This is a genomic window from Stenotrophomonas sp. 1278, assembly GCF_029892765.1.
GTDB classification, from domain to species: Bacteria; Pseudomonadota; Gammaproteobacteria; order Xanthomonadales; family Xanthomonadaceae; genus Stenotrophomonas; species Stenotrophomonas indicatrix.
The window spans coordinates 66849-79781 of record NZ_JARXWD010000010.1 but is presented as its reverse complement, the minus strand read 5'-3'; the positions used below and the strand labels follow the sequence as shown (position 1 = coordinate 79781).

10 protein-coding genes are annotated in these 12933 nt (G+C 67.2%); 4 read left to right on the top strand and 6 right to left on the bottom strand.

Annotated elements, in window-relative coordinates:
• Window positions 1-3 precede the first annotated feature (3 nt).
• Genes M2299_RS11270 through hemF form a run of 3 tightly spaced genes read left to right on the top strand, consistent with a single transcriptional unit; the run spans window position 4 to window position 3327 of the window.
• A complete protein-coding gene (locus M2299_RS11270) occupies window positions 4-1197 on the top strand; it encodes a hypothetical protein (protein ID WP_280884359.1) in 1194 nt (397 codons plus the stop codon).
• A 41-nt stretch (window positions 1198-1238) separates the two neighbouring features.
• Entirely contained in the window at window positions 1239-2420 is a 1182-nt protein-coding gene (locus M2299_RS11265) for a hypothetical protein (RefSeq protein ID WP_280884358.1), read from the top strand.
• A gap of 10 nt (window positions 2421-2430) precedes the next feature.
• Window positions 2431-3327: an oxygen-dependent coproporphyrinogen oxidase gene (gene hemF / locus M2299_RS11260; protein ID WP_100437076.1), complete on the top strand. Its 897-nt coding sequence runs from the start codon at window positions 2431-2433 to the stop codon at window positions 3325-3327.
• Between the two features lie 96 nt (window positions 3328-3423).
• Here the strand turns inward: hemF and M2299_RS11255 are convergent, their stop codons facing one another.
• Both M2299_RS11255 and polA read right to left on the bottom strand, forming a co-directional pair.
• Window positions 3424-3906 carry a YetF domain-containing protein gene (locus M2299_RS11255; RefSeq protein WP_025878041.1) on the bottom strand — a complete coding sequence of 161 codons (483 nt, stop codon included), beginning with the start codon at window positions 3904-3906 and terminating at the stop codon, window positions 3424-3426.
• Between the two features lie 315 nt (window positions 3907-4221).
• Window positions 4222-6996 (bottom strand): DNA polymerase I, encoded by a 2775-nt coding sequence (gene polA, locus M2299_RS11250; RefSeq protein WP_223486982.1) that lies wholly within the window; start codon window positions 6994-6996, stop codon window positions 4222-4224.
• 97 nt (window positions 6997-7093) lie between these two features.
• Between polA and M2299_RS11245 the strand changes: the two genes are divergently transcribed.
• Window positions 7094-7378 carry a DUF2782 domain-containing protein gene (locus tag M2299_RS11245; protein WP_025878043.1) on the top strand — a complete coding sequence of 95 codons (285 nt, stop codon included), beginning with the start codon at window positions 7094-7096 and terminating at the stop codon, window positions 7376-7378.
• A 337-nt stretch (window positions 7379-7715) separates the two neighbouring features.
• Here M2299_RS11245 and M2299_RS11240 read toward each other — a convergent pair whose 3' ends face one another.
• From M2299_RS11240 to M2299_RS11225, 4 genes are all read right to left on the bottom strand, one after another.
• Window positions 7716-8162, bottom strand: a complete 447-nt coding sequence (locus tag M2299_RS11240; protein WP_025878044.1) for a universal stress protein — start codon at window positions 8160-8162, stop codon at window positions 7716-7718.
• A 192-nt stretch (window positions 8163-8354) separates the two neighbouring features.
• Complete coding sequence (gene rtcA / locus M2299_RS11235; RefSeq protein ID WP_025878045.1) at window positions 8355-9371, bottom strand: RNA 3'-terminal phosphate cyclase; 1017 nt, start codon at window positions 9369-9371, stop codon at window positions 8355-8357.
• Window positions 9372-9452: 81 nt separating this feature from the next.
• Window positions 9453-10679, bottom strand: coding sequence for an RtcB family protein (locus M2299_RS11230; RefSeq protein ID WP_025878047.1), 1227 nt, complete (start codon window positions 10677-10679; stop codon window positions 9453-9455).
• 528 nt (window positions 10680-11207) lie between these two features.
• Window positions 11208-12755, bottom strand: a complete 1548-nt coding sequence (locus tag M2299_RS11225) for a VWA domain-containing protein (RefSeq protein WP_280884357.1) — start codon at window positions 12753-12755, stop codon at window positions 11208-11210.
• Between the last annotated feature and the right edge of the window lie 178 nt (window positions 12756-12933).

Genomic DNA, 12933 nt, shown 5'->3' with positions numbered 1-12933 from the left:
CGCATGCCTGCCCTGCTCCGGATGTTGCTGACCGTCACTGCGCTGCTGCTGGCCACCCCGCCGGCGCCGGCCGCAGCCTCCGCTTCCACGCCCGCGCCGCTGCGATGTGGCCGGTACGTCAATGCGCAGAATGATGCCGCGCTGGTCATCGACTCACACAACCGGGGCCGTCGCCTGGCGACGGGCTTTGATCTCGAATCGCTGCAGATCGAACGCGATGGCAACGGCCTGGTGCTGGTCAACCTGGATGACGGCGTGGCAACAGCGCTCACTGCCAGTGCTGATGGCAGACGCATCAACGACACGCTGCAGGACTACCAGCTGCGTGCACCGGCGGTCTGCCAGCCGGTGGCCGTGAACGCCGCCGGCAGCTGCCTGGCCGATGCGAACCGCTGCATGGCTCGCCTGCACGCGGCGACGCCGCAGCAGCTGCTGACCGCCTGCCAACAGGGCGTGGGCGCGGCCTGCAGCGGCCTGTTGATGGGCTACGTGGACGATGCGCTCCTCGCCGCCGCGTCTGCCAAGGGCGTAGCGCTGGCTACCGCCGCATCGGCGCCCTGCACCACCGATGCGGAGCGCGAGGAGGTGCTGACCTGCCGTGATGCCCGTCGTGACGCGTTGGCCGCCGCCATGGCACAGGCCAGCGGCCAGGCGTTCGCCCGTGGCATCGATCCAGCGTGGGTGGAACTGCCGGCGGCGCAGCGTGACCAGTTGCAGCAGCTGTGCCTGCAGCAGCGCGCTGGCCGCTTCTGCACCGAAGTGGCCGAGCAGCAGTTGAATGCGCGCGATCCGCGGGCGGCCGTGCAGGCGTTGCAGGTGGTCTGCGACAGCGGTCGCGACAGCGCATGCGAACGGGTCGAGCCCCTGCAGGCACTCGGTGCCGCGCTGCGCCTGGTCGATGCGACCGAGCCGCCCTGTGGCCTGTACCGGGCCGACGGCGGCACGATCGATGCGGTTGCGTTCGGCGACGATGGCCACGCGACGATCGGTAGCCAGCGCTCGCAGGTGCGACTGCTGGACGGTGCCATCCATCTGCGCAATGACCACGGCAGCGATCATGTGCTGCGCCTGCTGGCCAATGGCGACCTGCTGGGCATGGATGCCTGGACCGGCTACCAGCGTTACCAGCGGCAGCCGGGTGCTGTGCGCTGCAAGGCTGCGCCCACCCGTGATACCGCACCGTCTGCCCGCCGATGATGACCATCGTTCCACGTACCGTTTCTGCAAGGAGTTCCTGCATGCCCCCCTCCACTGCCCACCGCGGCCACCTGTCACGCGGGTGGATCGCCGCGCTGCTGTTGTCGCTCGGCCCGGCAGCATCCGCGCAACCACTGCTGTGCGGCACCTTCAAGGACGCTGACAGCGGCACCCGGCTGACGGTGGAAAGCCCAGTGCAGGGCTCCCGCCTCATCCCCGGCGCGGCCCCGGAGCCCTACAACCTGGAGCAGCTGCAGGACGTGCTGATGCTGGCCAACCTGGCCACCGGCGACATCGAGGTCCTGCAGATCATCGACGAGGGCCACGCGCTGGCCGGCGAAGAGCGTTACTACACGCTGGAAAGCACGGCGGTCTGCCAGGCGTCACCGGTGTTCGCAGCGGGCAGCTGCCGCGCCGATATCGCCAGCTGCATGGATGACATGGCAGTGGCCGGACCCGAGCGCTGGCGGCAGTGGTGCCGTGAAGGCGTGCCGGCCGGCTGCAATCGCTTGATCGAGGATTATCGCAGCGACGCCCGCAATGCCCTGGTGCTCGACATCGCCCTGGCCAGCAATCGCGAGGAGCCTGCTGAACCTGCGGCATGCCAGCGTGGCAGCACGGACGTCGACGCAGAAGCATGCAAACAGGCCGAAGCGGTGGGCCGGGTCCGTGATGCGGCCTGGGCGTTCTCGGTGGCGCGAAGCATCCCGCGCGACGTGCCGCTACCGGCAGCGCGGCTGGACGAGGTCAGCATGCTGTGCCGCAAGCATCCCAGTGCCAGTTCCTGCCATGCCGCGGCCGTGGCGCTGTGGGCATCGGCGCGCCTGCTGCCGGCCCGCGATGCCCTGCAGCTGGCCTGCAGCATCGGTCGGGACCCGCAGGCCTGCAGCAGCGTCGCGCCCTTGGCCGCACTGAGCAGCGCAGACCTGGTCATCGTGGACGTGGCCAAGCTGCCCTGCGGCCGCTATGCGGCGCAGGGCCACGCCCTGGTGTTCGGCGACGACGCCCAGGTCCAGGTCGATGCGTCCGGCAGGCAGCCGGCGGTCATGCGCGAGGGCGCCATCCGGGTGCGGAACGAGGAAGGTGAGGACCACGTGTTCTGGCAGCTGGCCAATGGCGATCTTGTCGGCAACGACCGTTGGGCCCGCTTCGCCCGCTACCAGCGTGACGGTTCGTCGCCGACCTGCGGGGCGCGCGCCAGCGCAGGCACGGCGCTGCGGTAAAGTACGCGCCATGAACGAATTCGAGCGCGTGCGCGCCTACCTCACCGACCTGCAGGACCGCATCTGTGCAGCGATCGAATCCGCCGATGGCCGGGCACGCTTCCAGGAAGATCTGTGGCAGCGCGCCGAAGGTGGCGGTGGCCGCACCCGCGTGCTGCGCGATGGCGCGGTTTTCGAGCAGGCCGGTATCGGCTTTTCCGATGTGGCGGGCAGTCGCCTGCCGCCGTCGGCTTCGGCCAACCGGCCGGAACTGGCCGGTGCCTCGTGGCGCGCCACCGGTGTGTCGCTGGTGTTCCACCCACTCAACCCCTACGTGCCGACCACCCACGCCAACGTGCGCTTCTTCCAGGCCCAGCGCGACGGCGAGGTGGTGGCCAGCTGGTTCGGCGGTGGCTTCGACCTGACCCCGTTCTACCCGTTCGACGAGGACATGCAGCACTGGCATCGGGTGGCGCGCGATCTGTGTTCACCGTTCGGCGACGAACGCTACGCCGCGCACAAGCGCTGGTGCGATGAGTATTTCTTCCTGCGCCACCGCAATGAGACGCGCGGTGTGGGTGGTCTGTTCTTCGATGATCTGCACGGCGATTTCGAACGCGATTTCGCCTACCTGCGCGCGGTCGGCGATGGCTTCCTCGATGCCTACCTGCCGATCGTGCAGCAGCGCAAGGACACGCCCTACGGCGAACGCGAGCGCGAGTTCCAGCTGTACCGCCGCGGCCGCTACGTCGAGTTCAACCTGGTCTACGACCGTGGCACGCTGTTCGGCCTGCAGAGTGGCGGGCGCAGCGAGAGCATCCTGATGAGCCTGCCGCCGCGGGTGCGTTGGGAGTACGGCTTCAGCCCCGACGAAGGCAGCGCCGAGGCGCGCCTGGCCGATTACCTGGTGCCGCGCGACTGGGTGTGATGCGTGGCGCCCACAGCGGTCGAGCAAGCTCGACCACTACCGGGACCGGGCCGAGGCGACAGGTGGTCGGGCAAGCTCGATATCGACCGCATCCGCTCAATCGTCCTTGCGCTTGGGAATGATGGTGATGTGGCCGTTGGTTTCCAGCAGTGCCAGTTCCACTTCTTCCACGCCGATGCAGCTCTGCTGGCGCATGGCGACATCGAAATCGGCGCGGCTGACCAGCTCGCGCCGCAGCACACTGTCGAAGAGCTTGCCGTTGCGCGCGATCACCACCGGTTCGCCCTCGATCAGCCGTTCCATGCGGCGGCTGCGGGCGGTGATCCAGCCTACGCCATAGTTCAGCAGGATCAGCGTGGCGGCCAGCAGCAGGCCGCCGGCCAGCGAGGTGTCGGTGCCCAGCAGTGCGTTCTGCACCGCGTTGCCCAGCAGCACGATCAGCAGCACGTCGAACGGGGTGACCTGACCCAGCGCGCGCTTGCCGCTGAGCCGGACCATGCCCAGCACGACTGCGTAGACCACCACCGCGCGCAGGATGAATTCCCACCACGGCATCGCCAAGTCGAACAGATCGGGCATTGCGGGTTTCCCTGCTGGGCGGTGGCCCAGCGTGGCGCAGCAGCGCACAAATAAAAAGCCCCGCTGACCAGGGGGAGGTCAACGGGGCCGGGGAACGGGCGCTTGGGGAGGAGCCCCCGTTCCGAGATCTGCTCCAGGGGATGGGAGAGATCCACGACAGGCATTGCGCCTGTCGGGAGTTATAGAAGCACTCCGAACACTAACGGTTCGTGAAGGGGCCCAATTTAATAAACACCCATCAGGGAAACATTCATGTTTGAGTCAGAAACATCATGCAAATGAACGAATTCACGGCGTTTTCGGCCTGAATGCGACTCAGTGCGCCTCATCCCAATTGCTGCCAGTACCGGTATCGACCACCAACGGCACCCGCAATTGTGCCGCTTGCGACATGCGCTGCACGACATTGCTACGCAGTTCTTCGATGAAACCGGCCTCGGCTTCGAACACCAGTTCATCGTGCACCTGCAGGATCATCCGCGCCGGTGCGCCGCTGTCACGCAGCCATTTGTCCACATCGACCATGGCGCGCTTGATGATGTCGGCGGCGGTGCCCTGCATCGGTGCATTGATCGCCGCACGTTCAGCGCCAGCACGCAGGCCCTGGTTACGTGCATGAATGTCGTTCAGGTACAGCCGGCGACCGAACAGGGTCTCCACGTAGCCCTGCTCGCGGGCCTGCTCGCGCATGCGCTCCATGAAGTCACGCACGCCCGGATAGCGGCTGAAGTACAGCGCCACGTAATCCTGCGCCTGGCCGCGGTCGATGCCGAGGTTGCGGGCCAGTCCGAACGCACTCATGCCGTACATCAGGCCGAAGTTGATCGCCTTGGCCGCGCGGCGCTCGTTGCTGGTCACTTCTTCCAGGGTGCGGCCGAACACCTCGGCGGCGGTGGCGCGGTGCACATCGGCGCCCTGCTCGAAGGCCCGCACCAGGCCCGGGTCTCCGGACAGATGCGCCATGATCCGCAGCTCGATCTGCGAATAGTCGGCCGCCAGCAGCTGGAAGCCTTCCGGGGCGATGAACGCGCGGCGGATGCGGCGGCCATCCTCGGTGCGGATCGGGATGTTCTGCAGGTTCGGATCGGACGAGGACAGGCGGCCGGTGGCGGCACCGGACTGGTGGTAGCTGGTGTGCACCCGGCCGGTTTCGGAGTTGACCATCTCCGGCAGCTTGTCGGTATAGGTGCTGCGCAGTTTGGCCAGGCCACGGTACTCGAGGATCACCCGGGGCAGCTCGTGCTGCTCGGCAATCGCCTCCAGCGCCTCTTCGTTGGTGCTGGGCTGGCCCTTGGGGGTCTTCACCACCGCCGGCAGCTTCAGCTCGTCGAACAGCACCGCCTGCAGCTGCTTGGGCGAATCCAGGTTGAAGCTGCGCCCGGCCAGTTCGGTGGCCTTCTGCTGCGCGGCCAGCATGCGCGAGGACAGGTCCTGGCTCTGCCGGCGCAGTTCGTCGGTGTCGATCCGCACGCCATTGGCTTCGATGCTGGCCAGCACCGGCACCAGCGGCATCTCGATGCTGCGGTACACGCTGTCCAGGGTCGGTTCGACCAGCAGCTGCGGCTGCAGCGCGTGGTGCAGGCGCAGGGTGATGTCGGCGTCTTCGGCGGCGTAGCGGCCGGCCTCGTCGATGCCCACCTGCGAGAACGAAATCTGCTTGGCGCCCTTGCCTGCCACGTCCTCGAACTTGATGGTGCTGTAGCCCAGGTAACGCAGGGCCAGCGAATCCATGTCGTGGCGGGTGGCGGTGGAATTGAGCACGAAGCTCTCAAGCATGGTGTCGTCGTGGTAGCCCTGCACGTCCACGCCATGGCGGCGCAGCACGTGCAGGTCGTACTTGCCATGCTGGCCCAGCTTCTTCTTCGCCGGGTCCTGCAGCAACGGCCGCAGCGCATCGAGCACCTGTGCCAGCGGCAACTGTGCCGGCGCGCCGGGATAATCGTGGCCGACCGGGATGTAGGCGGCCTTGCCCGGCTCCACCGCCAGGCTGATGCCGACCAGGCGCGCACGCATCGCATCCAGTGCGTCGGTCTCGGTGTCGAAGCTGATCAGGTCAGCCTGCTGCACGCGCGCAACCCAGGCCTGCAGCTGCTCGGTGGTCAGCACGGTTTCGTACTCGCCGGGCGCCGACAGCGCCGGATCAAGCTCGCCGACGGGCGGCGCTTCGGCGCTGCCACGGGCAAAGCCTGCGGCGGTGCCACGCAGGCTCGGCGTCGCGTCGTTGGCCACTGCAGGCGCCGGTACCGGCCCGCCCAGCTCCTTCAATGCCTGGGTGAAGCCGTAACGCAGGTACAGCTCGCCCAGGGTGGGCACATCCGGATCGCGCAGGGCCAGCGTGGTCGGGCTGGCGTCCAGCGCGACGTCGGTGCGGATGGTCACCAGCTCCTTGTTCAGCGGCAGGCGCTCCAGTGCGGCGCGCAGGTTTTCGCCGATCTTGCCCTTCATGGTCGGCGCCGCTGCCATCACCCCGTCCAGATGCTGGTATTCGGCCAGCCACTTGGCGGCCGTCTTCGGCCCGCACTTCTCCACGCCGGGCACGTTGTCCACGGTATCGCCCATCAGCGCCAGCAGGTCGACGATCTGGTCGGCGCGCACGCCGAACTTGTCCATCACCGCCGCGTCCGAATCCATGCGGCTGCCGGTCATGGTGTTGACCAGCTCGATGCCCGGCCGGACCAGCTGGGCGAAATCCTTGTCGCCGGTCGAGATGGTGACCTTCAGGTCCTGTGCCACGCCCTGCAGGGCCAGGGTGCCGATCACATCATCGGCCTCCACGCCGTCGATGCGCAGGATGCTGATGCCCAGCGCTTCGACGATGCGGCACATCGGCTCGACCTGGCTGCGCAGTTCATCGGGCATCGGCGGGCGGTTGGCCTTGTACTGGTCGTACAGGTCATCGCGGAAGGTCTTGCCGGGGGCATCGACGACGAAGGCGACGTAGGCCGGGCGCTCCTTCAGCGTCGAGCGCAGCATGTTGACCACGCCGAACAGCGCGCCGGTGGGCTCACCCTGTGCATTGGACAGGGGCGGCAGCGCGTGGAACGCGCGGTACAGGTAACTGGACCCGTCGATCAGGACTAATCTGCTCATGTGTCGATTCTACGCGCCTGTTCCTGCATCGCGGCGACACGGCAGCGACGCGGCGTTGGGGCATAATCAAGGCTCTTTCCAGGCAAAGGCCCCGCCGATGAAGACCCTGATGCTGGCTTCCCTGCTCCTGCTTGCTGGCTGCGCCAGCATGGGCGGTGCGGGCGCTCCCCCGGTGGACGTCAAGGGCGCCGATGTTTCCAAGCGCACGATGGACAACGGCGACACCATCGAGGAATACCGGGTGTCCGGCCAGTTGCGCATGGTCAAGGTGACGCCGGCACGCGGCGCCCCGTTCTACATGTATGACAAGAACGGCGATGGCCGCTTCGACAATGACAAGGATGGCGTGTCGCCGGTGTACTGGAAGCTGTACAGCTGGTGATGTGGCCGGGGTCGGATCCCTTTCCCCGGAAAAGGGCTCTGACCCCATCAAGGCAATCGGCACGCCCCATCCACGCATGGCGTGGATCTACTGCGCATTGCGGTGGCCCCATCCACGCATGGCGTGGATCTACTGCGCATTGCGGTGGCCCCATCCACGCATGGCGTGGATCTACTGGGCATTGCGGTGGCCCCATCCACGCATGGCGTGGATCTTTGACGGTGAACTGGAGTAGTTCCACGCCATGCGTGGATGCTCTTCGGGCCGCCGATAAAAAACAACGCCGGCGCGCATCCTGCGGCCGGCGTCGGGTCCCCTCCCCGGGAACGCTTCCGTATCAGCGGATGACCAGCACCGGCAGCGTGCTGCGCGCCAGCACCTCGGCGGTCTGGCTGCCCAGCAGCACGCGGGTGACGCCGCGACGGCCGTGCGAGGTCATTACGATCAGATCGCTGTTGCGCTGGCCCGCCGTCTCGATGATGCCGTCGGCCGCGTAGCGGTCCAGCACATGCACCGGATTGGCGGTGATGCCCTGCTCGGCCGCCTTGGCCAGGGCCGGCTGCAGCACCTTCTGCGCGCCTTCCTCGCGGTCGGCCTTGTACTCCGGGCTGTTCATGTAGCCCACGCTCCAGCCCATGGCGTCGTACATGCCGACGGCCCAAGGCTCGGAGACGGTGACGATGTCGACCTCGGCGTTGAGGTCCTTGGCCAGCTCCAGGCCCTTGGCCAGGCCCTTGTCGGCCAGCTCCGAGCCATCGGTGGCGATCAGGATGCGCTTGTACATGGTGGGGCTCCGCGGTGATCCAGCCAGTGGGAACGACACCATTACACAGCCTGTGTGGAGATCGTGCCTTGCGCAGGATCAATCCGGCAGCGCGCAGCGATGCCTGCGCAGCGCGGCATGATCGGCCGACGCGCCCAGGATCGACAGGCGACTGGAATGCTCCGGTAGCGCCGGGCCACGCCCGGCGGGCACTCAGGCCTGCACCGTCACCCGCCAGCCACCGTCGTGCGGCTGCCAGTCGAATTCCACCGGCAGGAACTTCTCGATCAACCGCGCATTGCTGACCAGGTGATCGCTCAGCACGTGGGTGGTGAACGCACCGCCGCCCGCCAGCGCCATCGGCAGCAGCAACTGGTCGGACAGGTACTCGCCAACAGCACCGGTCCCGTCCAGGTACTGCTTGACCTGCCCGGCCAGGCGCGCCCCGACCTGCTCGGCGGAGACACTGCGCTCGCCGTGGCCGCTGAACACCTCCACGTGATCACCATGACGCACGCGCACCAGGGCGACGTTGCCCGGTCCCAGCGCCGGCCGTATCGACTGCACGTTGCGCGGGTGCGGGTCCACGCCCAGCGTCTCGGCCAGTACCTGCAGTTCGCGCAGGCCGATGCCGCTGGACAGGCCGGACATCAGCACCTGTGCCTCGATCGCCTGCAACGGTGCACGCACCTCCAACGACGGCGGCTGCAACGCCGCGCACGGCTGCACCTGCACCTCCATCACGCCGCCACCGGCTGGATGGAAGCCGTGCTGCAGCAGCTGCATCGACGCCTGCACGCCCATCCGGCCCAGCGCCGGCAGATAGCTTTGCGCGATGAAATCCGCGCTGGGTGCCAGCGGATTGTGGGTACCGCCTTCCAGGCGCAGCTGCGACGGCCCCTGCGCGCGCCACAGCGCGGGCAGCACGGTCTGCAGCACCAGCGTGGCCGAGCCGGCGCTGCCGGTCGCGAAGTGGTAGGTGCCGGCGCTCACCCGCCCCGGCTCGAAGCGCAACGAGGTAGCGCCCAGTTCTGCACCGTGCACACAGGCGTTGCCGACCCGCGCCGCAGCGTTCACCGCGGTCAGGTGCTGGCGCATCAACCCCGGCTTGCGCCGGATCGCGCGGATGTTGTGCAGCGTGAAGCCGGTGCCGGTGCACAGGCTCAGGGTCAGTGCCGAGCGCAGCAGCTGTCCGCCTCCGTGCCCGCCATCCAGTTCAATCATGTCCATCTGTCTGTTCCTCCGTGCCCGTTGTTCGATGCCGGGCCTTGCTGCCGTGCGCGGCGCAGTGTACGCCGCGCACGGGTTGCCTCATCCCTTCACGCACACCACCTGGCGCAGCGTGTGCACGATCTCGACCAGATCGCGCTGGGCCTCCATCACTGCCTCGATCGGCTTGTAGGCCGCCGGCGATTCATCCACCACCTCCGCATCCTTGCGGCACTCCACGTGCGCGGTGGCCTTGGCGTGGTCATCCACCGTGATCAGCTTGCGTGCCTGGGTACGGCTCATCACGCGGCCGGCACCGTGGCTGCAGCTGTGGAAGCTGTCCTCGTTGCCGAGGCCACGCACGATGAAGCTCTTGGCCCCCATGCTGCCCGGAATGATGCCCAGTTCGCCCTTGCGCGCACTCACCGCGCCCTTGCGGGTCAGCATCACTTCCTTGCCGAAGTGGGTCTCGCGGTTCACGTAGTTGTGGTGGCAGTTCACCGCCTCGGCCTCGGCCTCGAACGGCTTGCTGATCACCGTACGCACCGCGGCCACCACGTTGCGCATCATCACCTCGCGATTCATGCGTGCGAAACGCTGCGCCCAGTCCACCGCGAACACATAGTCGCCGTAGTACTGGCTGCCCTCGGGCAGGTAGGCCAGGTCCTGGTCGGGCAGGTTGATCATCCAGCGGCGCATTTCCTGCTTGGCCAGCTCGATGAAGTAGGTGCCGATGGCATTGCCTACGCCACGCGAACCGGAGTGCAGCATGAACCACACGCGCTGCTCCTGGTCCAGGCAGACCTCGACGAAGTGGTTGCCGGTACCCAGCGTTCCCAGGTGCTTGAGGTTGTTGGTGTTCTTCAGGCGCGGGTGACGCTCGCAGATCAATGCGAAGTCATCCACCAGCTGCGCCCAGCCTTCCACCGCCAGTTCGGGCGGCGTGTCCCAACTGCCCTTGTCACGGCCCCCGCGGGTGACGCTGCGGCCGTGCGGCACCGCCCGCTCGATCGCGCTGCGCACCGCCGACAGGTTGTCCGGCAGGTCGCTGGCAACCAGCGTGGTGCGCACCGCGATCATGCCGCAGCCGATGTCCACGCCCACCGCTGCAGGAATGATCGCGCCGATGGTCGGCACCACCGAACCCACGGTCGCGCCCTTGCCCAGGTGCACGTCGGGCATCACCGAGATCCACTTGTGGATGAAGGGCAGCTTGGCGATGTTCTGCAGCTGCTCGCGCGCCTGGTCTTCCAGCGGCACGCCGCGGGTCCACAGCTTGATCGGTGCAGCGCCCGGCTGCTGGATCACGTCGTAATTGAGGGTGGTCATGGTGATGTTTCCTTTCATCCAAAGCAAAAACAAAGAAGGTGCGGTGACAAAGGGGGTGGAACATTCCGTCACCCGCGTTGCCGCGGAGGACGGCCGGGACTTGAACCCGACCCCGAAGGGCTTCCGATGTAGTTCCACCTGCATTCCCCGCGCAACGAAAGCGAAGGTGCCGGCAGCACGACAAGAATCTGGAGGAACATCCTGCTCTACCACTGAGCTACTGCCGCGTTGCCGTGGCAGGCGGGAGTCGAACCCGCGACCTGGAGCTTAAGGGGCTGTAGTTCCTCCGGCATTCGCGCTGCCGGCATTGAAGCGGTGGCACCGTTGCCGGTGCCGTTTGAAAAGGTGCGGTGACAAGGGAGGTGGAACGTCTGCTTCCCCACGACAGGCAGGAAACGCGGGACTCGAACCCGACCCCGAAGGGACAACCAATGTAGTTCCACCAGCATTCACCGCGAAAACGAATTCCTGGCCCTGCCCGGCTGGCCCCATTGCCAGCCGGGCGGTCCGTGCGGCCTCCCTGCCGCCTTACAACGCCATGTCCTGGATGCGGTCGACCCAGCTGCTGCCGTCCTCGGCCGCAGCGGCGTACTGCGCCATCAGGTCGAACACCGCATCGCTGAAGCCACCGATGTGCAGCACGTCACCGCGCTGCACGGTCTGGCTGCTGGCCACCGGCTGCAGGTCGATGCACACCAGCCGCGCCTGTGGGCAGCGACGCTTCAATGCATCCCACTGCAGCATCGTGGCCGTCTGGCCGCCCTGGCGGGTGTCACGCCAACTCTCGTTGTCCGACACCAGCACCACCAGGTCCACCGGCTCGCGCCGCAGGTTGAGGTAGTGCAGCGGCGCGCTGACCGACGTACCACCGCCGTTGATGGCCAGCTGGCGGGCCAACGTCATCACACTGTCGCGCGGATTCAGGCGCACGTGGCGCACCTCCGTATCGAACGGCAACACCTTGGCCTGCGGCTGGCCGCGCAGCACGCAGGCTGCAACCAGCGCCGCCACGTCCACGCAGCGCGCCGCCGTGCTGGAGCCCTTGCGGTAGCCGGTTACCGGCGACTGCATGGAACCGGACACGTCCACCGCCACCACCACCCGCCCGGGCAATGCCGGGGCCGACGCCGTGGCGATCTCCATCGCGTCCTGCAACGCTTCCAGGATCGGCGCCGGCAAGCCACCGCCGGCGTGGAAGGCCATCAGCAGCTGGTAGGGCAGTACGCGGGCACGACGCACCTGCTGCGGATCACGCAGGCGCTCTGCGATCACCTGCACCATCGCCGGATCGTCGAACACGCCATGGCGGGCGAACGTGTTGAGGTTCATCCGCATCGACTGCCACGATGCATTGCGGGCCAGTGCCGACCACTGCGCCGCGTCCAGCGGCAGCGTGCTGTAGTACTGGAACGGCAGGTCCGGCGGCAGTCCGCGCGGGTCACGCTTGAACGCCTCGTACGCCTGCACCACTGCCGGCAGCTGCGCCTCGTCGTAGGGACGACCGATGATCCATGCATACAGCGCCTTGCGCTCGGCGTTGGCCGGCTTCGGGTGCACCATGCGGATCACATCGGCCAGCGACGGCTGCTGGCCGATCGCCGCACGCACCAGCGTTTCCGCCGACGCCTGCTGGATCCACTCACGCACCCTGCGCTTGGGCAGCGAGCCGAGCGAGCGGCGCCCCACCTGGCCGCTGCGCATGATCTGCACGAAGGTGCGCAGCTGGCGGCCGTTGTCGATCACCCGCGGGAAAACCAGGGCGAACGCCTCCGGGTCGCGCAGGCTCAGCACCGCCAGCAGCAGCGCCGGCATGTCCTTCATGTGTGCGACCTGGCGGGCGTACAGGGCGGTGCGGGCAATGAAGCGCGGCTCGACCTGCGCGGTCAGCGCCAGCACCTGCTGCAGCTGTGCCTCGGCGTCGCTGTAGAAGGTGTTGTTCAGGCACCCGGTGGCCGCATACAGCGCCAGCGCCGCACGCGGGTCGCGGCGGTAGGCCAGGCCACCGGCTTCATTGACGGTGTCTGCCTGCGGCGGCTGCGGCGTGCGCATCCAGGAGAAGAGCGAAAGGTTGGCCATGCTGATGTCCTCGGCGGGAACAGCCCGCGTCGTGTCTTGCCGGATATAGAGCAATGGCCGTGCCAACTTTTGCGAAACCATCGCATGCTATTGATTTTGAAGTGCTTTCAATGGAAGAAGGCCATCCTGCCCAGCGGACATCGGCGAAAAGATATATATTTCCTGCGCCTCTTTTATA